20 protein-coding genes are annotated in these 22,693 nt (G+C 69.1%); 13 read left to right on the forward strand and 7 right to left on the reverse strand.

The window, feature by feature from the left end; all coding sequences use genetic code 11:
- The first annotated feature begins 110 nt into the window (after window positions 1-110).
- Window positions 111-764 carry a c-type cytochrome gene (locus ACM0M4_RS14540; protein ID WP_108202098.1) on the forward strand — a complete coding sequence of 218 codons (654 nt, stop codon included), beginning with the start codon at window positions 111-113 and terminating at the stop codon, window positions 762-764.
- Window positions 761-1,636, forward strand: coding sequence for a c-type cytochrome (locus ACM0M4_RS14545; RefSeq protein ID WP_003103565.1), 876 nt, complete (start codon window positions 761-763; stop codon window positions 1,634-1,636). The genes ACM0M4_RS14540 and ACM0M4_RS14545 overlap by 4 nt, the downstream gene beginning before the upstream one ends.
- A gap of 175 nt (window positions 1,637-1,811) precedes the next feature.
- On the opposite strand, the gene ACM0M4_RS14550 is transcribed toward ACM0M4_RS14545, so the two are convergent.
- Together ACM0M4_RS14550 and ACM0M4_RS14555 are read right to left on the reverse strand one after the other, a co-directional pair.
- Window positions 1,812-3,134: an ATP-binding protein gene (locus ACM0M4_RS14550; protein WP_009876521.1), complete on the reverse strand. Its 1,323-nt coding sequence runs from the start codon at window positions 3,132-3,134 to the stop codon at window positions 1,812-1,814.
- Window positions 3,131-3,811, reverse strand: coding sequence for a response regulator (locus tag ACM0M4_RS14555; protein WP_003103570.1), 681 nt, complete (start codon window positions 3,809-3,811; stop codon window positions 3,131-3,133). The genes ACM0M4_RS14550 and ACM0M4_RS14555 overlap by 4 nt, the downstream gene beginning before the upstream one ends.
- 162 nt (window positions 3,812-3,973) lie before the next feature.
- On the opposite strand from ACM0M4_RS14555, the gene dsbD reads away from it, so the two are divergent.
- From dsbD to ACM0M4_RS14575, 4 genes are all read left to right on the forward strand, one after another.
- Window positions 3,974-5,737, forward strand: coding sequence for a protein-disulfide reductase DsbD (gene dsbD, locus ACM0M4_RS14560; RefSeq protein ID WP_003103572.1), 1,764 nt, complete (start codon window positions 3,974-3,976; stop codon window positions 5,735-5,737).
- The gene (locus tag ACM0M4_RS14565; protein WP_003089792.1) at window positions 5,737-6,573 is read left to right on the forward strand and encodes a TlpA family protein disulfide reductase; all 837 of its coding nucleotides are present in this window, start codon (window positions 5,737-5,739) and stop codon (window positions 6,571-6,573) included. Before dsbD ends, ACM0M4_RS14565 begins: the two co-directional genes overlap by 1 nt.
- Window positions 6,570-7,340, forward strand: coding sequence for a thiol:disulfide interchange protein DsbG (gene dsbG / locus ACM0M4_RS14570; RefSeq protein WP_003089790.1), 771 nt, complete (start codon window positions 6,570-6,572; stop codon window positions 7,338-7,340). The genes ACM0M4_RS14565 and dsbG overlap by 4 nt, the downstream gene beginning before the upstream one ends.
- A 72-nt stretch (window positions 7,341-7,412) precedes the next feature.
- Window positions 7,413-8,747, forward strand: a complete 1,335-nt coding sequence (locus ACM0M4_RS14575; protein WP_115288777.1) for a cytochrome P450 — start codon at window positions 7,413-7,415, stop codon at window positions 8,745-8,747.
- Here the strand turns inward: ACM0M4_RS14575 and ACM0M4_RS14580 are convergent.
- The 5 genes from ACM0M4_RS14580 to gtdA form a co-directional block, all read right to left on the reverse strand.
- On the reverse strand, window positions 8,729-9,640 hold the full coding sequence (locus ACM0M4_RS14580) for a SphA family protein (RefSeq protein ID WP_058181301.1): 912 nt from the start codon (window positions 9,638-9,640) through the stop codon (window positions 8,729-8,731). The genes ACM0M4_RS14575 and ACM0M4_RS14580 overlap by 19 nt on opposite strands.
- 41 nt (window positions 9,641-9,681) lie before the next feature.
- Window positions 9,682-10,326, reverse strand: coding sequence for a maleylacetoacetate isomerase (gene maiA, locus ACM0M4_RS14585; RefSeq protein ID WP_003113293.1), 645 nt, complete (start codon window positions 10,324-10,326; stop codon window positions 9,682-9,684).
- Window positions 10,327-10,338: 12 nt separating this feature from the next.
- Window positions 10,339-11,685, reverse strand: coding sequence for an MFS transporter (locus tag ACM0M4_RS14590; protein WP_023096692.1), 1,347 nt, complete (start codon window positions 11,683-11,685; stop codon window positions 10,339-10,341).
- A 77-nt stretch (window positions 11,686-11,762) separates the two neighbouring features.
- On the reverse strand, window positions 11,763-12,461 hold the full coding sequence (locus tag ACM0M4_RS14595) for a fumarylacetoacetate hydrolase family protein (RefSeq protein ID WP_003089781.1): 699 nt from the start codon (window positions 12,459-12,461) through the stop codon (window positions 11,763-11,765).
- Window positions 12,462-12,473: 12 nt separating this feature from the next.
- Window positions 12,474-13,535, reverse strand: coding sequence for a gentisate 1,2-dioxygenase (gene gtdA, locus ACM0M4_RS14600; protein WP_023089168.1), 1,062 nt, complete (start codon window positions 13,533-13,535; stop codon window positions 12,474-12,476).
- Window positions 13,536-13,659: 124 nt separating this feature from the next.
- Between gtdA and ACM0M4_RS14605 the strand changes: the two genes are divergently transcribed.
- From ACM0M4_RS14605 to tpsB1, 7 genes are all read left to right on the forward strand, one after another.
- Window positions 13,660-14,574: a LysR family transcriptional regulator gene (locus ACM0M4_RS14605; RefSeq protein WP_023096693.1), complete on the forward strand. Its 915-nt coding sequence runs from the start codon at window positions 13,660-13,662 to the stop codon at window positions 14,572-14,574.
- An 88-nt stretch (window positions 14,575-14,662) separates the two neighbouring features.
- Window positions 14,663-15,181, forward strand: coding sequence for a sigma-70 family RNA polymerase sigma factor (locus ACM0M4_RS14610; protein WP_003089775.1), 519 nt, complete (start codon window positions 14,663-14,665; stop codon window positions 15,179-15,181).
- A gap of 8 nt (window positions 15,182-15,189) precedes the next feature.
- Window positions 15,190-16,176 (forward strand): anti-sigma factor FoxR, encoded by a 987-nt coding sequence (gene foxR, locus ACM0M4_RS14615; RefSeq protein ID WP_003113290.1) that lies wholly within the window; start codon window positions 15,190-15,192, stop codon window positions 16,174-16,176.
- Window positions 16,177-16,319: 143 nt separating this feature from the next.
- A complete protein-coding gene (gene foxA / locus ACM0M4_RS14620) occupies window positions 16,320-18,782 on the forward strand; it encodes a ferrioxamine receptor FoxA (RefSeq protein ID WP_003106347.1) in 2,463 nt (820 codons plus the stop codon).
- Window positions 18,783-18,899: 117 nt separating this feature from the next.
- On the forward strand, window positions 18,900-20,048 hold the full coding sequence (locus tag ACM0M4_RS14625; protein ID WP_003113288.1) for a PepSY-associated TM helix domain-containing protein: 1,149 nt from the start codon (window positions 18,900-18,902) through the stop codon (window positions 20,046-20,048).
- 46 nt (window positions 20,049-20,094) lie between these two features.
- A complete protein-coding gene (locus tag ACM0M4_RS14630) occupies window positions 20,095-20,619 on the forward strand; it encodes a hypothetical protein (protein ID WP_003120098.1) in 525 nt (174 codons plus the stop codon).
- Window positions 20,620-20,931: 312 nt separating this feature from the next.
- On the forward strand, window positions 20,932-22,629 hold the full coding sequence (gene tpsB1, locus ACM0M4_RS14635; RefSeq protein ID WP_059303336.1) for a two-partner secretion system transporter TpsB1: 1,698 nt from the start codon (window positions 20,932-20,934) through the stop codon (window positions 22,627-22,629).
- Window positions 22,630-22,693 lie beyond the last annotated feature (64 nt).

The following is a 22,693-nucleotide window of genomic DNA, read 5'->3' on the forward strand; positions in this document are numbered from 1 at the left end:
GGGCCTGTAGGGAAAATGATGTAGACCTGCGTGCGGTAGGGTCTTTCGGCGATAGGTTTTTTGGTTCTAAACTTAGAACTAAAAACAATAAGCCAGAGAGGAACCCTGCCATGCCGGTTGCACACCGACTGCTGTTTTCATTGACCATCTTGCTGGCGGCGACGGCCCAGGCCGCCGTCGACGGCCAGAAACTCTACACACAGGGCGGCGCCAACCCGGCCGCCGCGGCCTGCGTCACCTGCCACGGCGCCGATGGCATGGGCCTGGCCGCCGCCGGCTTTCCGCGCCTGGCGGGCCTTCCCGCCGCCTACCTGAGCAAGCAGCTGCACGACCTCAAGCAGGGCGGCAGTCGCGAGCACCCGGTGATGAAGGGCATAGCCGATGCTCTCGGCGACGACGAGATCCAGGCGCTCGCCACTACCCTCGCGGCAATGCCGGCGCCCAAGCCGGTGGCGCTGTCGCGCGTGGCCACCCCGCGCAGCCCCGGCGAGACCCTGGCGGTGCGTGGCGCCTGGGAGCGCAACATTCCCGAGTGCGTGACCTGTCACGGTCCGGCCGGCAGCGGCGTGGGAGAGGCCTTCCCGCCGTTGCAGGGGCAGGGCGAGATGTACCTGAGCAACCAGTTGCGCGCCTGGCAGCTTGGCACTCGCCGCAACGACCCGAACGATCTGATGGGACATATCGCCAAATCCCTCAGCGAAGAGGAGATCCGCAGCGTCAGCCAGTTCTTCGCCACCCTCGGTCAGGCAGGAGGCCAGCCATGAACATGCCGTCGATCCTTTCCCTGGCCGTCGCCGGCCTGCTGGTCGCTCCCGTCCACGCGGCAACGGCGCCCTCGGAGCCGTTCCAGCCGCCGGCGGAAAGCAGCCTCCCGGACAACGCCTTCGGCGAAATGGTCCGCCAGGGCCAGGCGTTGTTCGTGGAAACCCGGAAGAACGCGCCGCATCTGGTCGGTAACCAGCTCAACTGCGTCAACTGCCATCTCGACCAGGGCCGCCGGGCCAACTCCGCGCCGCAGTGGGCGGCCTATCCGGTCTATCCGGCGTTCCGCGCCAAGAACAACAAGGTCAATACGTTCGCCGAGCGCCTGCAGGGCTGTTTCCAGTTCAGCATGAACGGCAAGGTGCCGGCGGCCGACAGCCCGGAGATCAAGGCCCTGACCGTCTACGCCTATTGGCTGGCGAGCCAGGCGCCGACCGGGGTCAGCCTGCCCGGACGCGGCTATCCGGACGTGGCCCCGCCGGAAGGCGGCTACAGCATCGAGCGCGGCGCCAAGGTCTATGCCGCGCAGTGCGCGATCTGCCACGGCGCCGACGGCCAGGGCCAGATGGCTCTGGGGCAGACGGTGTTCCCACCGCTGTGGGGCGCGCAGTCGTTCAACTGGGGCGCGGGCATGCACCGCATCAACACCGCGGCCTCCTTCATCAAGTACAACATGCCGCTGGGCAAGCCCGGTACCCTCAGCGACCGCGACGCCTGGGACGTCGCCGCCTTCATGAACAGCCACGAGCGCCCGCAGGACCCGCGCCTGGTGGACGGTTCGGTGGAGAAGACGCGGCAGAAGTTCCATGCCAACGACGGCGTCAACCTGTACGGACAGAAGGTCAACGGCGTGCTGCTGGGACAGGGAATCTGACCCTCGTGGCCTGGCGTCCGCAGGACGGAGACCCGGTCCGGCGGAAGCAGGTCGGCGCGGGGGTAGGGCGGATAACGCCAACGGCGTTATCCGCCGATGCCTGGGCCTCGGTCCGGCGGATAGCCGCGGGCGGCTATTCGCCCTACGGGGGCCGGTTGGCGGGTGGGCCCGCGCATCACTCGCGCAGCGGCATTTCCAGCGTCACCCGCAGGCCGTCCGCGCGGCTGTCGAAGTCCAGCCGGCATTGGCAGCGTTGCACGATAGCCTGGACGATGGCCAGGCCGAGCCCGCTGCCGCCGCTCTTGCCGTGGCGCCAGAAACGCCGGGTGAGGTGCGGCAGGTCGGTTTCGGCGATGCCCGGACCGTGGTCGCGGACGTGGAAGCGCGCGCAGCCTTGCGCGGTTTCCACCGCCAGCTCCACCCGGGTGCCGGCGGCGGTGTGGCGCAGGGCGTTGTCCAGCAGGTTGCGCAGCGCGGCGATGGCCAGCACCGAGGGGACTTCCAGCGGCGCCTCGGACAAGCCGTCGGCCAGCTTCAGCTCGAACATCCGCACGTTGCCGTGGCCGGCGTCGTGCATGGCTACCCGGGCGGCGTCCTCGGCGCTGCATTGCACGCCGTCGTCGAACGACAGGCTGCCTTCCACCCGCGCCAGCAGCAACAGCTGGTCCAGCGTCCGGTGCAGACGGTCGGCGCCTTCCTCGGCGTGGGCCAGGGCCTGCTCGGCGGCGGCGCCCTCGGTCATGCGCGCGACCTGCAGGTGGGTCTTGATCGCGGTCAGCGGGCTGCGCAGCTCGTGGGCGGCATCGCCGGTCAGGCGTCGCTCGCGTTCGATGGCCTGGGCGATGCGCTGGAACAACTGGTTCTGGGTTTCCACCAGCGGCTTCAGTTCGCTCGGCAGGGCCGCCAGCTCCAGTGGCTCCAGCGAGTCGGCGCCGCGCCGGGTGAGGGCGTCGCGAATCCGCTTGAGCGGCGCCAGACCCTGGCCGGCGCCGAGCCAGAGCAGGGCCAGGCTGCCGAGCAGGGCGACCGTCACCGGCACCGCGGCGGCCACCACCACCGAGCGTTGCAGCACGTCGCGCTCTTCCAGGCGGTCGGCGGTGCTGACCCGCAGATCGCCGGCCTGCACGGTGAAGCTGCGCCACAGCACGCCGTTGATTTCCTGGTCGCGGAAGCCGCTGGCGGTGCTGTCCAGCGCCCGCTCCGGGGTGGCATGGCTCTGCGCCAGGACTTCGCCGCGCAGTGAGCTGACCTGGCAGGCCATGCCGTTGGGAATTCCCAGTTGCTCCGCGCTCAGGCGCGTGGTCTGGCCGTCCGCCGGCTGCGGCTGCGGCAACTGCTGGAGCAGGCCGGCAACCATCCGCGCCGAGGCCGCCAGGCGTTGGTCGAAGGAGCGCATCATCTGCCCGCGCAGGTCGCAGAGCATCCAGGCCGCGGCCAGCGACCAGAGCAGGATGAAGGCCGAGCCGAGGATCAGGGTCAGGCGCAGGCGCAGGCTCATGCGTCGTCTCCGTCGCCGCGCGCCGGCCCGAGGCGGTAGCCGAGGCCGCGCACGGTCTGCACGATGGCGTTGCCGAGCTTGCGCCGCAGGTGATGGATGTGGACGTTGAGGGCGTTGCTCTCGACCTCGTCGCCGAAGCCATAGACGCTGTCCTTGAGCTGCTCGCCGCTGAGGATCCGCCCGCGGTTGTTGAGCAATGCCTGCAACAGCGCCTGTTCGCGTCGCGACAGTTCCACGGGGCGGCCGTCGAGCCAGGTTTCGCGGGTGCTCGGATCGTAGCTGAGGCGGCCGTGTTCGATGACGTTGACGCAACGCCCGGCGGAGCGCCGCTGCAAGGTATGCAGGCGGGCGCCGAGTTCGCGCAGGTCGAAGGGCTTGAGCAGGTAGTCGTCGGCGCCGGCCTGCAGCCCGGCGACCCGGTCGGTCACCGCGTCGCGCGCGGTCAGCACCAGCACCGGCAGGTCGACGCCCTGCTGGCGCAGGCGCTGCAGCAGGCGCAGGCCGTCCTCGTCGGGCAGGCCGAGATCGAGGACCAGCACGTCGAAGCGCGCCACCTGGAGCAGCGCCTGGGTATCGGCGGCGCTGGCCACCCGGTCCACGGTCAGGCCCTGGGCGTTGAGGCCGGCGACGATGCCGCTGGCGATCAGGTCGTCGTCTTCGGTGAGCAGTACATGCATGGCGGTATCGCTGGTTAAAGGGATAGGAGTCTGAAGCGGGCGAATTAAGCCAGGATTATGCCCCGCCCGGCGCGTCGCCGGGGTTTTCCCGTGGCCGCGTTAACGGCCTGTTAATCGTCGCTGGCCATGCTGCCGCCGAGTTCATCGTAGAAGGCGTTATCCATGCGTGTGTTGATCCTGCTCCTGATGCTCCTGCTGCCGGGCCTGTCCCAGGCGCAACCGGGCGACGACCTGTTCGCGCCGCGCGGCGCGACGCAGACGGATTTCCTGCCGGTGGAGAAAGCCTTCCGCTTCACCTGGGAGCGCCTCGACGACGGCCAGGTGCAACTGCGCTGGCAGATCGCGCCGGGCTACTACCTGTACCAGAAGCGCCTGCGCTTCGACGGACTCGACCCGGCCTTGCAGCCGCAGCTGCCGCCCGGCGAAAGCCACAGCGACGAGTTCTTCGGCGAGTCGCAGGTCTATCGCCAGAGCCTGGAACTGACCCTGCCGGCGGCCGCCGCCGGACAACTGCGCCTGGGCTGGCAGGGCTGCGCCGATGCCGGCCTGTGCTATCCGCCGCAGAGCCAGGCGCTCGACCTGGGCGGTACCGGCCCTGCCGCCGCCGGGACGAGCGGCGAAGTCGCCGAGGACCAGGGCCTGGCCGGCAGCCTGCAGGCCGGCAACCTGGCCTGGAGCCTGTTGCTGTTCTTCGGCCTCGGCCTGCTGCTGGCGTTCGCTCCCTGTTCGCTGCCGATGCTGCCGATCCTCGCCGGGCTGGTGGTCGGCAGCGGCGCCGGCCCTCGTCGCGGCCTGCTGCTGGCCGGTAGCTACGTGCTGAGCATGGCGCTGGTCTACGCCGGACTCGGGGTGGTCGCGGCGCTGCTTGGCGGCAACCTGCAGGCCTGGCTGCAACAGCCGTGGCTGCTGGGCAGCTTCGCCGCGCTGTTCGTGTTCCTCGCGCTGCCGATGTTCGGCTTCTTCGAACTGCAACTGCCGGCTGCCCTGCGCGACCGCCTCGACGGTCTCAGTCGCGGCCGCAAGGGCGGCAGCCTGGCCGGTGCCGCTGCGCTCGGCGCGTTGTCCGGGCTGCTGGTGGGACCGTGCATGACCGCGCCGCTGGCCGGCGCCTTGCTCTATATCGCGCAGACCGGCAATGCCCTGCATGGCGGCCTGGTGCTGTTCAGCCTGGGCCTCGGCATCGGCATGCCGCTGTTGCTGCTGGTGACGGTCGGCAGCCGCTTCCTGCCCAAGCCCGGTCCCTGGATGAACCTGGTCAAGGGCGTGTTCGGCTTCCTTTTCCTCGGCACCGCCTGGATACTCCTGCGTCCGCTGCTCGGCGAGGCGCTGTGGATCGGCCTTGGCGGCGCGTTGCTGCTGGTCCTGGCCTACGCCGCGCTGCACACGGCGCGAGGCCTGGCGCGGCACGCGGTGCTGTTCGGCGCGGCGGGCTGCATCTTCGGTCTCTGGGGCGCGGCGATGTTGCTGGGCGCCGCGGCCGGGGCCGACGACCCCTGGCGTCCGCTACAGGTGTATGCGGCGGCGAACCGGGGCGCTACGCCGACGGCCAGCGCCCACGAGGCGTTCCTCACGGTGAGCCAGCCGGCCGAGCTGGACCGTCAGTTGGCTGCGGCCAAGGCCGAGGGACAATGGGTGCTGCTCGACTACTACGCTGACTGGTGCGTGTCCTGTCGGATCATGGAGAAACAGGTGTTCGCCAAGCCCGATGTGCTCGCCGCCCTGCAGGGCGTGCGCCTGCTGCGGCTCGACGTGACCGCGGACAACGCCGCCAGCCGCGAGCTGCTGCACCGCTACCAGGTACCCGGCCCGCCGAGCCTGATCTGGATCGGCCCGGAAGGCGAGGAGCGCCGCGCGCGCCGGTTGACCGGCGAAGTCGACGCCGGCGGCTTCCTCGCCCATTGGCAGGCGACCCGGGAGCGCGGCTGATGCTGAGTTTTTCCCTGGGGCCGCTGGTGGTCTCGCTGCAACACCTGCTGCTGTTCCTCGCCCTCGGCGCCGCGCTGCTCGGTGGTTGGCTGGCGGCGCGCGGCGGCGGGCGCAACGCCGAGCCGGTGCTGTTCAACCTGTTGTTGCTCGGCCTGCTGGTGGCGCGCCTGGCCTTCGTGGTGCGCTACTGGCCGCAGTACCGTGGCGACTTCGCACAGATGCTGGATATCCGCGATGGCGGTTTTCTCGCCTGGCCAGGCCTGCTCGCCGCTGTGCTCGGCGCACTGTTCTGGGCCTGGCGGCGACCGGCGCTACGTCGCTCGCTGGGTGTCGGCGCCAGCCTCGGACTGGCGTTCTGGCTGCTTGGCAGCCTGGGCCTGGGCATCTACGAGCGCGGTACGCGCCTGCCCGAACTGAGCCTGCGCAACGCCGCCGGCGAGTCGGTGCAACTGGCCGATTTCCGGGGCCGCCCGCTGGTGATCAACCTCTGGGCCAGCTGGTGCCCGCCGTGTCGGCGCGAGATGCCGGTGCTGCAACAGGCGCAGGCGGAGAATCCCGACGTAGTGTTCCTCTTCGCCAACCAGGGCGAGAGCGCCGAGACCGTGCGCCATTTCCTCCAGGGCGAGAACCTGCGCCTGGACAACCTGCTGTTCGACAACGGCGGGCAGCTTGGCCAGCAGGTCGGCTCGGTCGCCTTGCCCACCACCGTTTTCTACACCGCCGAGGGCCGCCTGCTGGGCAGCCATCTCGGCGAACTGTCCCGCGGCAGCCTGGCGCGCTACCTCGAAGCCTTCGAGCCGGCCGCTGCCGCCCCCGCAACCAGGAGTTCCGAATGAGACTGCCGCGCAACCTGATCACCCTTGGCCTGGGCCTGACCCTCCTCAACGCCGGCCTGGCCACGGCGGCGGAGGAGCTGCCGGCGCCGATCCGCATGGTCCAGGAGAAGGGCGCCCGCATCCTCGGCAGCTTCGACGCCCCGGATGGCCTGCGCGGCTACGCCGCCGAATACCAGAACCAGGGCATGGCGCTGTACCTGACGCCCGACGGCAAGCACGTACTCACCGGCCACCTGTTCGACGCCCAGGGCAAGGACCTCAGCCGCGAACCGCTGGAGCGCCTGGTGTATGCGCCGCTGGCCAAGGAAATGTGGCAGAAGATGGAGCAGAGCGCCTGGATCGCCGATGGCCGTGCCGACGCGCCGCGCGTGGTCTACCTGTTCAGCGACCCGAACTGCCCGTACTGCACCATGTTCTGGGAGCAGGCGCGACCCTGGGTGGATGCCGGCAAGGTGCAGTTGCGGCATATCATGGTCGGCATCATCCGCGAGGACAGCGAAGCCAAGTCCGCCGCGCTGCTGGCCAGCAAGGACCCGCAGAAGGCCCTGCACGACCATGAGCAGGCGGGCAAGGCCAGCACCCTGAAGCCGCTGGCGAAGATCCCGGCGGCGGTGCGCAAGCAGCTCGCCGGCAACATGGAACTGATGGAGTCGATGGGCGCCGCGGCGACCCCGGCGATCTTCTATCTCAATGCCGAGGGGCGCATGCAGCAGCAACAGGGCGCGCCGCAGCCGGACCAGTTGGCGGAGATCCTCGGTCCGCGCTGATCCTCCGGGCCGGCGCCGAGCCGCCGGCCATCTATACTCCCTGCGTTACGCCAACCCAGCGGAGCAAGGGCCATGGACGACGCATTCAGCGAGGAAGGCAGCGCGCAGCCGCGCCATGACGCTCAGCGTCCGGCGCTCGCCCCGCGGAGCGACGGTTTCGACATCCACACCTACCATCCCGACTTCGTCGCCGATCCCTATCCGCTGTTGCGGCTGATCCGCTCCCGTGCGCCGGTCTGCCGCGACCAGGCCTCGATCTGGTGGATCAGTCGCTATGCCGATGTTTCGGCGTGCCTGCGCGACCGCCGTTTCTCCGCCGACCCCGCTCGCCTTGGCGCCGCCGGCGTCCGCCAGGGCGGCGCCAGCTGGTTCGGCCACCAGCAATTGCAACCGCTGGCGCGCTTCTACGACAACTTCATGCTGTTCAACGACGCGCCGCGGCACACCCGCCTGCGCAGGCTGTTCGCTCCGGCCTTCGGCCCCGACGCCGTGCGCCGCTGGGAAGCGCGCATCGAGGTGCTGGTGGAAGAACTCCTCGACAGCTTGCTGGAGCGCCGCGAGCCCGATCTGCTCAGGGATTTCGCCGAACCGCTGACGATCCGGGTGGCCGCCGAGCTGTTCGGCTTTCCCCGCGAAGATACCGGGCAACTGCTGCCCTGGGGCCGCGATCTGGCCGCCGGGCTCGATCTCGCCGCCAGCCACGGCGATGCCGGGCAGATCAACCGCAGCGCGGCCGCCTTCAGCGACTACCTGCAACGCCAGGCGCGCGGCTGGAGCGATGGCTCTTCGCGCCCGCCGTCCGGCGCGGCGCCGAGCATCCTCGACGGCGCCGCGATGCTGGAGGCCGGACTGGGCCTCGAGGACCTGGTAGCGGCCTATGCCATGGTGTTCATGGCCGCCTTCGAAACCACCATCAGCATGGTCGGCAACGCTACGCTGGCGCTGCTCACCCATCCCGACCAGCTCGACCTGCTGCGGCGGTGCCCGGAGTTGGCGGCGAACGCGGTGGAGGAACTGCTGCGCTTCGATGGCGCGGTGCGCGGCGGCGTGCGTTGCACCCTGGAGGAGGTGGAGATCGGCGGCCAGCGGATTCCGCCTGGAGAGAAGCTCTGGCTGAGCTTCCTCGCGGCGAACCGCGACCCGGAGATGTTCGCCGCCCCCGACCGCCTGCAGTTGCAGCGAGCGAACGCCAAGCAGCACGTGGCGTTCGCCCATGGTCCGCACTACTGCCTGGGCGCGTACCTGGCCCGGCTCGAATTGCAATGCGCATTGCGCGGCCTGGTGCGTCGCCGTTTCGCCCTGGCCTCGGAACCGACGGACCTGCGCTGGCGGCGCAGCTCGGTGTTCCGCACCCTGGAGCGCTTGCCGATCGTCCCGGAAGGCGACGCTCAGAAGACCTGCGAGTAGCGCAGGATCAGCCGGCTGCCCTCGCTGCGGTTGCGTGCGCCGTATTCGTGATAGGCGTTGAGGAACAGCCGCGACTTGCCCCAGCCGAACATCAGCGCCGGGCCGATGGCATCGACCCGCTCGCGGGAGTCCGGGCGGTCGTGGCCGTCGACCCGCTCGTCGGTGATCTGTCGCAGGCTGTAGCCGGACAACCCGAGCCGCCAATGCGCATCCAGCGCCAGCGATACCGAGTAGTTGGCGTGGAACGCCTGGCCCGGTTGCAGGTAGTCGTCGGCCAACGGCGCCGCCGGGTCGCGATTCTTGCCCGGCAACAGGTACTGCAGGCGAGCGCTGGCTTCCCAGCCTTCGGCGAATTCCCAGGTCAGCGCGTAGTGCGGGTTGAAGCTCCAGTGGTTGCTGCCGGGATTGATCGCCCGATGCCTGTCGTAGCGCCCGGTGGGTAACTGGAAGGCGAGGTTCAGGCGCTGCCAGTAGGGCCGGCCGAACAGCTCGGTCTGCGGCCATTGCAGGATGAACGGACTGACGATCAGGTTGCCGAGGCCGTTGGCGCTGCCGGCGTGGGGTTCGAAGTCGGGATCGGCGAGCAGCACCGGGACGAGGATTTCCGCGCCGTAGTAGGCGCCGAACAGCTGGTGCTGGCTGATGTGGGCGAAGTGGCTGGTGGCGAGCAGGGTGCGCAGGCGGTTGTCGAGCGGGCGCCGGTGACCGTTGGCGTCCATGAAGTCGTCGGCCTCGTAGATATTCACGAACTGCTGGAACAGCGTGCCGGGCAGGGCCTTGCCGTCGAGGAAGGAGGTCTGGCCGAGGTTCATCCCCGGCAGCGCGGCGATAGCCTGGAACGGAGGCAGCAGCAGGGGCAGGGCCAGCAGGCTGGCCCGGATGCGGGTGGTCATGGGCGTGTCCTTCTTGTTGTTGTTTTCCACGGGGCAGCGCGTCAGTCCGGCAGGTAGTCGGGCTGGCGCTCGGGGCTGGCGCGCTGGAAGGCTTCGAGCGCCAGGCAGCGCCCCTCCAGTTCGAGCAACGCCGGGTAGGGCGCCAGGTCACAGCCCATGCGCCGGGCGTTGGCCAGTTGCGGTACCAGGCAGCACTCGACGATGCCCGCTGCGGCGCCGGCGAAGAAGGCGCCGCGACGGTGTCGGTTCAGCAGGGTCTCCGCCGCCGCCAGGCCCTCGGCGACCCAGTGCGCGTACCAGCGCTGGCGGTCCTCGGCGTCTATGCCGAGGACCTGGGTCAGGTACTTGAGCACCCGCACGTTGTTCAGCGGATGGATGTCGCAGGCCACCAGCAGGGCCAGTTCCAGCGCCTGGGCGCGATGCAGTGGGTCGAGAGGGATCAGGCGCGGTTCGGGCTGCACGGCGTCGAGGTAGTCGATGATCGCCAGCGACTGGCTGAACCGGCGGCCGTCGGCGTCGACCAGGGTCGGCAGCGCGCCCATCGGGTTGCGCTGGCGGTCGGCCGGGCGCAGTTGCTCGCCCTGCCGCAGGTTGACCGGCACTACCTGGTAATCCAGGCCTTTCAGGGCCAATGCGATACGCACCCGATAGGACGTGGAGCTGTTGAAGAAGCTGTAGAGCTGCATGGAAAGTCCTGTTCAGAGAGTGGTGGGAGAAGGCCTGACCCGGCGCCGGCCCAGGCGATGCACGGCCACGGCGGCGAGCAGCGCCGGGATCACCAGCAGGGCGAGGATGCCGCTGAAGCCCAGGCCCAGGCCGAGCAGGGCGCCGCCGCTAAGGGAGCCGACGATCGAGCCGATGCGGCCCAGGCCGAGGGCCCAGCTGACCCCGGTGGCGCGGCTGCGGGTCGGATAGAAATCGGCGGCCAGGGCGTTGGCGCCGACCTGCGAGCCGCTGATGCAGAAACCGACGCCGGTGACGCACAGCGCCAGCAGGGCGAAGCTGTGGTAGAGGCTGGCGATGCCGAGGATGAACAGGGCGCCGCCGACGTAGGCCAGGCTCAGCACCCGGTGCGCGTCGAAGCGATCCATGGCGCTGCCCAGGAGGAGTGCGCCGAGGGTGCCGCCGAGCTGGAACATGGCGCTGATCGTCGCCGCCTCGCCGAGACTGAAGCCGGTGCCGCCGATCAGCGTCGGCAGCCAGTTGGTCAGCAGGTAGATGATCAGCAGGCCCATGAAAAAGGTGGCCCAGAGCAGCAGGGTGCCGCCGCGCAGCTCGGCGCCGAGGATCTGCCGCAGGGGCGAGGTGCCGTCGGACTCGTCGGCGGGCAGTTCGAGGCGTCCGGCCCAGCCGTCGGGCAGGCGCCCCAGGCGTTCGAGGATGCGCCGCAGGCGCGCCGCGTCCGGTGCGCGGCGGGCGAGGAAGCGCACCGACTCCGGCAGGCATGCCCAGAGCAGCGGCAGGCTCGCCAGGGGCAGGCCGCCGCCGAGCAGCAGCACGCTTTCCCAGCCCAGCGCCGGGACCATCCGCGCGGCGAGCAGGCCGCCCAGCGCCGAGCCGAGGGTGAAGCCGCAGAACATCGCGGTGACCATCAGCGCGCGGTGCCGGCGCGGGCAGTATTCGGAGGTCAGGGTGATCGCGTTGGGCATCGCCCCGCCCAGGCCGAGGCCGGTGAGAAAGCGCAGAAGGGCCAGGGTTTCCACCGAACCGGCGTAGGCCGAGGCAAGGCTCCAGCCGCCGAAGAACAGCACCGAGAGCAGGAGTACGCTCTTGCGTCCGAAACGGTCGGCCAGCGGGCCGGCGGCGAAGGCGCCGAGGGCCAGGCCGGCCAGCGCGGCGCCGAGGATCGGGCTGAGTTGCGCCGGGCTCAGTTGCCAGTCGTGGGCCAGGGCCGGGGCGATGAAGCCGATGGCGGCGGTGTCGAATCCGTCCATGGCGACGATCAGGAAGCACAGCGACAGGACTCGCAACTGGAAGGCGGAAACCGCCTGCGCATCGATGAAAGCCTGGACGTCGATCTTGTTGTTCTTGTCGGGCGTAGGCATGAGCGTTCCTCGGCCGTCGCCGCGGCGACGGCCCGGATGAAGGGCAGGGTGGGCCCGCGCCGTGCGCGGGCGGTGGGTCAGACCACGCGGACGCTGAGTTCGCCGAGGCCGTCGATGGCGCCGAGCATCCGCTCGCCGCGCTCGACCGCGCCGACGCCTTCCGGGGTGCCGGTGAAGACCAGGTCGCCGGGGCGCAGCTCGAAGAAGCGCGACAGGTAGCTGACGGTTTCCGCCACCGACCAGATCAACTGGTCGATGTCGCTGCGCTGGCGATCCTCGCCGTCGACCTGGAGGCTGATGGCGGCGTGGCGCGGATGGCCGACCTGGCTGGCAGGGTAGAGCGGGCCGATCGGCGCCGAGCGGTCGAAGGCCTTGCCGATCTCCCAGGGCCGGCCCATCTCGCGCATGCGCATCTGCAGGTCGCGGCGGGTCATGTCCAGGCCCACCGCGTAGCCCCAGACGTGTTCCTCGGCCTGCTCCAGGGGAATGTCGCAGCCGCCCTTGCCGATCGCCGCCACCAGTTCGATCTCGTAGTGGTAGTTGCCGGTCTGGCTCGGGTAGGCCAGCTCCAGGGTGCTGCCGGCGGCGACCGGGACCACCGCGTCGGCCGGCTTGCAGAAGAAGAACGGCGGCTCGCGCTCGGGATCGAAGCCCATTTCCCGGGCGTGGGCGGCGTAGTTGCGGCCGACGCAGTAGACCCGCCGCACCGGGAAGGTCTGGTCGCTGCCATGGATGGTGAGGCTGACGGGTGCTTCGGGCGCGAAGAGATGGTTCATGGGACGGGTCCTTCAGTGGGCGAGGGTTTCGCGGGATTCGCGGAGGATGCCGAGCGCCTGCTGCACTGGGCGGTCGGAGAAACTGAACAGCACGCAGTCGGTGGCGCCGGCTTCCAGGCGCAGCTCGGCCCAGGAGGGCACGACGAACAGATCCTTGGCCTCGAAGGCGAAGCGCCGGTCGCCGATCTGCGCCACGCCGCTGCCTTCCACCACCGAATAGACGCTGGCGTCGGTGCTGCGCGCGGGCTGCCCGAGGAAGCCGGCCGGCAGCAGTTGCAGGCAGGTGGCGATGGTCGGCATGGCCCAGCCGCCGGTGGCCGGGTTGACGTAGCGCAGCTTGTGGCCTTCCCAGGGATCGGGCCGTTCGAGGCGCGCCAGGCGCTCGAGGACCTCGCGGCTGCGCGCGTAGGGGTAACTGAACAGCGGCGAGGTCGGCGTCGTCGGCTGATGGCGCAGCGGCAGCATGTTGCTGCCGTAGCGGGCGAGGCTGTCGCCTTCGCCACGTCGCAACGGCTGTACCGGTTCATCATGGTTTTCGGCGAAGGTGGCGCCGAAGAAACGCAGCATCGGGATGTCCAGGCCGTCCAGCCAGACCACCGGCTCGCCGCCTTCCGCGGCGGCGCGGTTGCCGTGGTCGTGCCAGGTCCAGGACGGGGTGATGATGAAGTCGCCCGGCTCCATGCGGGTGCGTTCGCCGTCCACCGAGGTGTAGGCGCCGTAGCCCTCGACGACGAAGCGCAGGGCCGACTGGGTGTGCCGGTGGCTGGGGGCGATCTCGCCCGGCAGGATCAGTTGCAGGCCGGCGTAGAGGCTCGGGGTGATCGCCGACTGGCCGGGAAGGTCCGGGTTCTCCAGCACCAGCACGCGGCGCACCGCTTCCTCGGCGCTGATCAGGTCGCCTGCCTCGAGCAGGAACGGGCGCAGTTCGCGATAGCGCCACAGCGCCGCCTGGCAGCCGCCGGCGGGTTGCGCCGGGACCAGGCTGTGCAGGGCTTCCCAGAGCGGGGTGAGGTGCTGCTGGCGGATGCGTCGATAGAAGTCGGCGCGCTTCTCGGTGGAATTGTCGTTATGCATACCGATGAATCTCCGGCGGGAGGAGGCGGGGCCGCCTCGGTCTGGTAGTCATTATTCGAGGTGAAGGCATAACCGAATAATGATATTTAGACATCGACCTATACGTATTTGAGGATGGCTTGCGATGAACTGGACCCGCCGCCTGCGCCTGCAACACCTGCAACTGCTGGTCAGCCTGATGGAGACCGGCAACCTCAGCGGCACCGCCCGGGCCGCACACACCACCCAACCGGGCCTGTCGAAGTGGCTCAAGGAACTGGAGGAGGACGTCGGCGCGCCGCTGTTCGAGCGTCACGCCCGTGGCCTGCGCCCGACGCCCTATGGCATGACCCTGTTCAACCACGCCCAGCGCGTACTCACCGAGATGGAGCGGGCGCGGCAGAACCTCGAGGCGATGCGCAGCGGCAGCGGCAGCCGGGTGCTCCTCGGCACGTCGCCGGCCTCCGCGCCGAGCCTGGTGCCGCGCGCATTGCGGGCGTTCCTCGGACGCTACCCCGGGGCCCAGGTGGAACTGCTCGAAGGCACCATGAACGGCCTTCTCGAACGGCTGGAGAAACGCCAGCTCGATGTGGTGGTGGGGCGCCTGGACAACTATGCGCCGCGCGCCAGCCTGCGCTGCGAGGTGCTCTACAGCGAGGCGATCGTGGTGATGGCGCGCCCCGGTCACCCCCTGGCCCAGGCCGCCGCGCTGGACTGGGAAGACGTGCGGCGCTACGACTGGATCGTCTGGCCGCCCGGCTCGCCGATCCGCAGCAAGCTCGACATGGCCCTGACCCAGGGCGGCCGGCAGCCGCCGGCCTACCGCCTGGAGTCATCGTCGATGCTGGCCAACATCGAATTGTTGCGTGGCAGCGACATGCTGTCCATCGGCTCGGCGCGGGTGGTCGAGCACCTTGCCGGGCTCGGCCTGGTGGCCAGGCTGGCGCTGGAGATTCCCGGCGAGGGCGCGGTGGGCATGTGCTGGCGCGACGAACCGCACCGCGACCGTGCCAGCGAAGACCTGCTGGCCTGCCTGCGCGAAGGCGCGGCGGCCGAGTAGGGCGCCGGCCGGCGGGTGCTATTGCAAAAAGGCCGCGGCTTCTCGACAATGCGATTCATTATCATTCATGTGTCGCCCCGACTTTCCCATGTCCGCCCCGATCCTTCTCAGCGCCCACCATCGCGCCATGCATGCGCTGTACAGCGAGCACCATGGCTGGTTGCAGAACTGGCTGCGCGGCAAGCTGGGCTGCGCGGCGGACGCGGCGGACCTGGCCCAGGACACCTTCCTGCGCATCCTGCTCAAGCGCGAACTGCGTGAGATCGGCATGCCGCGCGCGTTCCTGCGGACCATCGCCCGCGGCCTGGTGATCGACCACTGGCGTCGCGAGGAACTGCAGCGCGCCTACCTCGAAAGCATCGCCCACCTGCCCGAGGCACAGGCGCCGTCGCCCGAGGCGCGGGAACTGGTGCTGGAACTGCTGGAGGAAATCTCGCGGATGCTCGACGGGCTCAAGCCGAAGGTCCGCACCGCCTTCCTCCTGGCCCAGTGCGAAGACCTCAGCCACCGGCAGATCGCCGAACGCATGGGGGTTTCCCAGCGTAGCGTCGAGCGCTACGTGGCCGAGGCGCTGTACCACTGCTACCTGCTGCGCTACGGCGAATGAGCGGAGCCGTGGACGGGACGCGCGGTAGGGTCGACGAAGCGGTGGTCAGGCAGGCCATCCACTGGCTGGTCCGCCTGCGCTCGCAGCCGGCCGACGATCGCCTGCAGCGCGCCTGCGCGGCCTGGCGCGCGGAGCACGGCGAGCACGAGCGGGCCTGGCAGCAGGTCAGCGCGCTCAACGAAGAACTGCAAGGACGCTTCAAGGCGCTGCCCGGCGGGGTCGCCTACGGCACCCTGGACAGTAGCGCGCAGCGCCTGCAGCGGCGCCAGGCGCTGAAACTGCTGTCGCTGCTGGTGGCCGGCGGCGCCGTGGCCTGGGTCGGTCGCGATAGCCTGCCCTGGCAGCGCCTGAGCGCCGACTACAGCACCGCCACCGGCGAGCGGCGCAGTATCGAGCTGGTCGACGGCACCCGCCTGCAACTGAACACCGACAGCGCGGTCGACGTGCGCTACGACGCCGGCCAGCGCCTGATCCTCCTCGCCCGCGGCGAGATCTTCCTCGCCAGCGGCGCCGATACGCAATCGCCCACGCACAGGCCGCTGCGGGTACGTACCGCGCAAGGGCTGTTCGAGGCCCTCGGCACCCGTTTCAACGTACGCCTGCAAGATGCCGCCACCTGTCTCAGCGTCAGCGAGGGTTCGGTGCGCATCGATGCCTTCGGCGCGCGTCCGCTGCAGGCTCCGGTGGCCGAGGCGGGGCAGAGCTATCGGATCGCCGCCGACGGCGTGCGGCGCCTCGAACGGCCGCAGATGGACGCCGTGGCCTGGGCCGATGGCCTCATCGTCACCCGCGACATGCGCCTGGCCGATTTCCTCGCCGAGGTCGCCCGCTACCGCAACGGCTACCTCGGCTGCGCCGCGGAGGTCGCCGACCTGCGCCTGTCCGGGGTCTATCGCCTGGACGACACCGACAAGCTGCTGCAGGTGCTCGCGCGGACCCTGCCGGTGCGCCTGCAGCGACATACCCGCTGGTGGGTGAGGGTGGTCGCCGCCTGAGTCGCGCCGGCGGCCGCGTGTACGCTTGCTTTCGTCCGGAGCGAAACGCACTGAAAATTATTTTCATTATTTTTGTCGGCTTTCCGCGACTGGTCCGGCTTTACCGATTGAACACCCTTCAACGACTCCAACGGATCCCGTTCATGACCGCCACCGCCGTCGTCCTCCGCAATGCCCCGTCGTCCCTCGATTTCCCCCGCGCCTCGCGCCTGAGCCGTTCGGTGCGCGCGGCCCTGCTGTCGTTGGCCATGGCGGCCGGCGCGGCGCCGCTCTGCGCCTCGGCCGCCGAAGCGGCGGCGGAACAGGCGCGGCCCTATGCGATCCCCGCCGGACAGTTGGGCGACGTGCTCAACCGCTTCGCCCGCGAAGCCGGCATCACCCTCTCGGCCACTCCGGCGCAGACCGGTGGCTACAGCTCCCAGGGGTTGCGCGGCAGTTTCACCGTGCAGCAGGGCCTGGCCCGGCTGCTCGCCGACACCCCGCTGGAAGCGGAAGACCAGGGCGACGGCAGCTTCGTCTTGCGCGAGGCGCCGGCAAAGGACGGCGATGTGCTGAACATGCAGGCGGTGGAGGTCTTCGCCCTCGGCAACAACCTGGGCAGCACCGATGGCTACCTGGCCACCCATAGCCAGATCGCCACCAAGACCAGCAAGCCGCTGCTGGAAACCAGCCAGACCGTCTCGGTGATCACCCGCGAGCAGATCGACGACACCGCCTCCAAGACCGTGCAGCAGGCGATGCGCTATACCCCCGGCATCTTCACCGGCCAGGTCGGCGCCTCCAACCGCTACGACTACGTGGTGATGCGCGGCTTCGCCGACAACAGCGTGGACAACATCTACCTCGACGGTCTCAAGGCCATGGGCGACAGCGGTACCTTCAGCTCGATGCAGGTCGACCCGTACTTCCTCGAACGCATCGATGTGCTCAAGGGGCCGTCCTCGGTGCTCTACGGCCGTAGCCTGCCGGGCGGCCTGGTGGCGCTGACCAGCAAGAAGCCGTTGTACGAGGACTACCGCCAGATCACCGGCAGCATCGGCAACATGGGCCAGAAGGAGATGGGCTTCGATTTCAGCGGGCCGCTCGACGAGGAGAAGCGCATCGCCTACCGCCTGATCGGTCTCGGCAAGGGCTCGGACACCCAGTTCGATCACGTCAAGGAGGAGCGCTACGCCATCGCCCCGACCCTGGCCATCGACTTCAGCGATGACACCACCCTGACCCTGCAAGGCTACCTGCAACACGATCCCAACGGGGGCTACCACGGCGGCGTACCGGCCGACGGCACCCTGTCGCACCACAACGGCCGGCACATCTCCCGCGAGTTCTTCGATGGCGAGCCGAGCAAGGACGACTTCGACCGCACCCAGCGGATGTTCGGCTACCAGCTGGAGCACCGCATCGACGACGTCTGGTCGGCGCGGCAGAACTTCCGCTACCTGGACTCCGACGTCGACCTGTCGCAGGTCTACGCCTACGGCTGGAGCGCCAGCGAGCCGAACAAGCTGAACCGCTACTTCAGCGGCGCCCGCGAGCACCTGCAGGCGTATATCGTCGACAACATGCTGCAGGCCGAATTCGCCACCGGCGCGGCGCGCCACACCCTGCTCACCGGCCTCGACTACCAGCGCCGGCGCACCGTGGTCGACTGGCGTTCCGGCTCGGCCTCGGCGCTGGACGCGTTCAACCCGGTCTACGGCGACGACGCCATCAGCTATTTCCCGGACGACAACCACACCCGCCGCCTGGAGCAGACCGGCGTCTACCTCCAGGACCTGATCGACATCGACCAGTGGCGCTTCTCGCTCGGCCTGCGCCAGGACTGGGTCAGCGTCACCGACAAGAACCGCAGCACCGGCAGCAAGGCCGACGACGACTGGGAGAAATTCACCGGGCGGATCGGCGCGCTGTACCTGTTCGACAACGGCCTGGCGCCCTACGTCAGCTACTCCGAGTCGTTCAATCCGAACGCCTATTCCGACGCCTCCGGCACGCCCCTGGCGCCCACCGAGGGCAAGCAGTGGGAACTCGGCCTGAAGTTCCAGGCGCCGGGCAGCAACAGCTTCTACACCGCCTCGCTGTTCCATATCACCCAGGAAAACGTCGCCTCCAAGGAACCCCAGGACAACTTCTACACCTCGGTCGGCGAAGTGCGCTCCCAGGGGCTCGAACTGGAGGCCCATACCCAGCTCAGCGACAACCTGAAACTGCTCGGCAGCTACACCTACACCGACATCACCTACACCAAGTCGCTGGACGGCAACCAGGGCCATACGCCGAACCAGGCGCCCAAGCACATGGCTTCGCTGTGGGCCGACTATGCCTTCGACGCCGGCCCGCTCAGCGGTCTGAGCATCGGCGGCGGCGCTCGCTACGTCGGCGAGACCTGGGCGGACAAGGAAAACACCTTGCGGGTGCCGGACTACACCCTGGTCGACGCGCGGATCGGTTACGACCTCGGCAAGATCGGCCTGAAAGGCCTGGACGTCAGCCTCAATGCCAACAACCTGCTGGACAAGGACTACGTGGCGTCCTGCTACAGCCTGGACTTCTGCTACTTCGGCGAGAAGCGCAACGTCACCGCGACGGTGAACTACCAGTTCTGACCGTCCACCCGGGCCCCGGCGCCAGCGCCGCGGTACCGGCCAAGCAGCCCGGCGCGCGACGTACGCGCCGGGCATTCGCCGGCGTCGCCGGCCGTACCCTGGTTACCTGGAGCCCCCATGCGCCCCGTCCTGGTCCTGCTGCACCGCTATGTCGGTCTGGCTACCGCGCTGTTCCTTTTCCTCGCCGGTCTCACCGGCAGCCTGCTGGCCTTCCATCATGAAATCGACGAATGGCTGAACCCCGGCTTCTACGCCGTGGGCGAGGGCGGCGAGCGCCTTTCCCCGGGCAGCCTGGTGCAACGCGTCGAGTCACGCTATCCGCGACAACTGGTGTGGTACATGGAGTATCCCGAGGCGGGCGGGCATCCGGCGTTGCTCGCCACCGTGCCGCGCGAGGCCGGCGCCAAGGTCGAGCACGACGTGTTCTACCTCGACCCGGTCAGCGGCGAGGAAGTCGGCAAGCGCCTCTGGGCGGCCTGCTGCTTCCAGCCGGCGAACCTGGTTCCCTGGGTCCTGGAGTTCCACCACAACCTGACCCTGCCGGGGAACTGGGGCCTGTACCTGATGGGCGGGGTGGCGATGTTCTGGTTCCTCGACTGCTTCGTCGGCGCCTGGCTGACCCTGCCGCGCGGCCGGCCGTTCTGGAGCAAGTGGACGACAGCCTGGAAGATCAAGCGCGGCAACGCCTACCGCTTCAACTTCGACCTGCATCGCGCCGGCGGCCTCTGGCTCTGGCTGCTGCTGGCGCCGGTGGCGCTGAGCAGCGTCGCCCTGAACCTGCCGAGCCAGGTGTTCAAGCCGCTGGTATCGCTGTTCTCGCCGATCGAACCGAGCGTCTACGAGGCGCGCGGGCGGCTGCCCAGGGAGCAACTGGGGGAGACCCGCCTGGACTACGACCGCACCTTCCAGTTGGCCAGCGTCGAAGCGGCGCGGCTGGGCATCGCCGAGCCGATCGGCGAGCTGTACTACAGCTTCGAATACAACTTCTTCGGCGCCGGCTTCGGCGACCACGACGACCCCATGGGCAAGTCCTGGCTGTTCTTCCACGGCAGCGACGGCCGCCTGCTAGGCCAGGAAGTCGCCGGGCAGGGCAGTTGGGGAGAGCGTTTCTACCGCTTGCAGTACCCGATCCACGGCGGGCGCATCGCCGGCCTGCCGGGACGCATCGCCATCGCCGCCCTCGGCCTGGCCATCGCCGGGCTGTCGCTGACCGGTGTCTACATCTGGTGGCGCAAGCGCCGGGCGCGCCACTGGAACGGCCGCTAGACGGCTGTTAGTCTGGCTGCCTCCCACACCACCAGAGGATGGACGAATGAACGCAAGGATCGCCGCATTGGGACTGCTCCTGCCCCTGGCCGCCGGCAGCGCCGTGGCCGCGGAGGAGGGCAGCTCGGTCAAGGATGCGGCCAAGGCCGCGGTGTCCTCGGCCATCGAGACCGGCAAGAACCTCCTCGGCGGGGTCAGCGAGGGCATCACCAGCGGCCGCCAGTCGGCCCAGGGCGCCGATGGCGCCAAGGTGGTCTCCGACAACGCCGGCTTCGCCGAGATCGGCCAGGTCGAAGTGCTCAAGACCGAGCCGCGCGACCAGCAACTGGCCGTCACCCTCGGCTTCAAGAACGACAGCGACGCCACCGTGCGCCTGATCAACCTGACCCAGACCGGCGCGCTGCTGGTGATCGACAACGACGGCTACTCCAACGCCCTGGTCGCCCTCGCCAACCCCGACGACGTCACCGTCCCGGCCAAGGCCGGCATCCGCCAGACCTTCGTCTTCGAAGGCGGCGCGGAAGGGATCAAGGCGGTGCGCCTGTGGGGCAAGGACCTGCCGGTGAAGTGAATTCGAGTCTGCGTCAAAGCAGCCCCGCCTTGGCGGGGCTTCTTTCTGCCGGGCCACGAGCGCAAATAATCAGCTCACCAGAACCCGGCCGAGCGCTGCCTGGAGACCGATAGGTCCTTCCCATTACGAAAATGACGACATCGCATCGATCCTGAAACGTCCGTACAGTCAGGACGACGCAATGAAGGCAAAGTGCCATTCCCTCCTGTCCCTGTTTGGATTAGCATTCCTACTTTTGGACTAATCCCCCCTCAACACGCCCATGTCGTTTAGCTATGCGGTGGATATTGAAGGGAACTCGCAGGACATCGGATGTTGCGTTCTAGCTATCGAGCGGTTGTCGCTGGCTTGGTTTTACTGCCGCTGCTTGCCAGCGCCGCCCCCTTCACCTCCCCCGGCGACCGCGACCTGATCCGCGACCGCCAGCAGCGCCTGCTGGACGAACAGCGCAAGCGCCTGGAGGAACTCCAGCAACTGCCCGGCAAGGGAGCGCCCGCCGCTGCGGATGCCTCCGGCGACGACGAGCGCTGCTTCGAGATCCGCCGCATCGAGCTGGAAGGCGCCGGGCACCTCGACGAAAGCGCGCGTCGCCAACTGCTGGCGCCCTACCAGGGGCGCTGCCTGGGCGTCGGCCAGCTCAATGCGCTGCTCAAGGCCGTCACCGACCATTACCTGGATCGCGGCTACGTCACCACCCGTGCCTACCTGCCACAGCAGGACCTGGCCTCCGGGACCCTGCGCATCATCGTCGTCGAAGGCCGCCTGGAGGGCCTGGACAGCTCCGCGCTGGCCAGCCCGCGCGAACTGGCGATGAGCTTTCCGGGCAGGACCGGCGAGCTGCTCGACCTGCGCGAGCTGGAGCAACTGGTCGACCAGTTGAGCCGCCTGCCGTCGCGCCAGGCGCAACTGGAGCTGGTGCCCGGCAGCGAGGTCGGCGGCAGCCGGGTGCGTCTCAAGGGCGAGCGCGACAAGCCCTGGCGGGTCTCCGCCACGCGCAACAACGACGGCGACGTCAGTACCGGCGAGCAGCAGATGGGCCTGGGCCTGGACTGGGACAGCCCGCTGGGCCTGGCCGACCAGCTCAACCTGCGCGCCAACCGCGACGCGGTGACCGACCGCTGGCGCCATTCCGACAGCCAGAGCCTGTTCTACAGCCTGCCCTGGGGCTGGTGGACCTTCACCTACGGCTACAGCCAGAGCGACTACCGCACGCGCAACGAGGCCAGCGGCTTCCCCTTCAAGCTCGATGGCGACAGCCGCAGCCACCAGTTCCGCGCCGAACGCGTGCTGCACCGCGACGGCGTGAGCAAGACCGCCATGAGCCTGGGGCTCAGCCACCAGCGCACCAACAACTATGTCGAAGACACCCGCCTGGAAGACCAGAGCACGCGGATCACCGAGACCCAGCTCGGCTTCAACCATGGCCGGCGGATCGGCAGTGGCTTCGTCAACCTCGACCTTGGCTGGCAGCAGGGCATCGGCGCCCTTGGCGCGCAGGGTCGCGGCCACCCGCACGCGGGCGATCCGAATGCGCGCTACGACAAGTACAGCCTGACCCTCAGCTACCTGCAGCCGTTCCAGCTATGGGGCGAGCGCTTCAGCTTCGACAGCCTGGCCACCGGGCAAAGGAGCGAGGACGTGCTGTTCAGCCCGCAGCGCATCAGCCTCGGCGGCAACAGCTCGGTGCGCGGCTTCAAGGACCAGACCCTGACCGGCGACAGCGGCGGCTACTGGCGCAACCAGTTGCGCTGGCGGCGTGCGGTGGAATGGGCGCCGCTGCGGCCCTGGCTGCAGGAATACGGCGTGGCCTTCGCCTACGACGTCGGCGTGATCCGCCACGACCGCTACAACGACGGCGCCAGCGGGCGCATGAGCGGCAACGCCATCGAACTGGATGCCCGCGGCCGCTATTTCGCCGCCAGCGTCGGCTTCGCCCGCTCGCTGGAGCGGCCCAGCGCCATCGAGCGGCGCGAGCACCCGATCTATTTCCGGGTCGACGCGTTCTTCTGAAGACGCGGCGACCTCCTGAACGCTTTAGGAAAGCGCCTACCTGCATCGAGGCCCTTTCCTTGGA

Source organism: Pseudomonas sp. 18-147 (assembly GCF_051048045.1).
Taxonomy (GTDB): domain Bacteria; phylum Pseudomonadota; class Gammaproteobacteria; order Pseudomonadales; family Pseudomonadaceae; genus Pseudomonas; species Pseudomonas aeruginosa.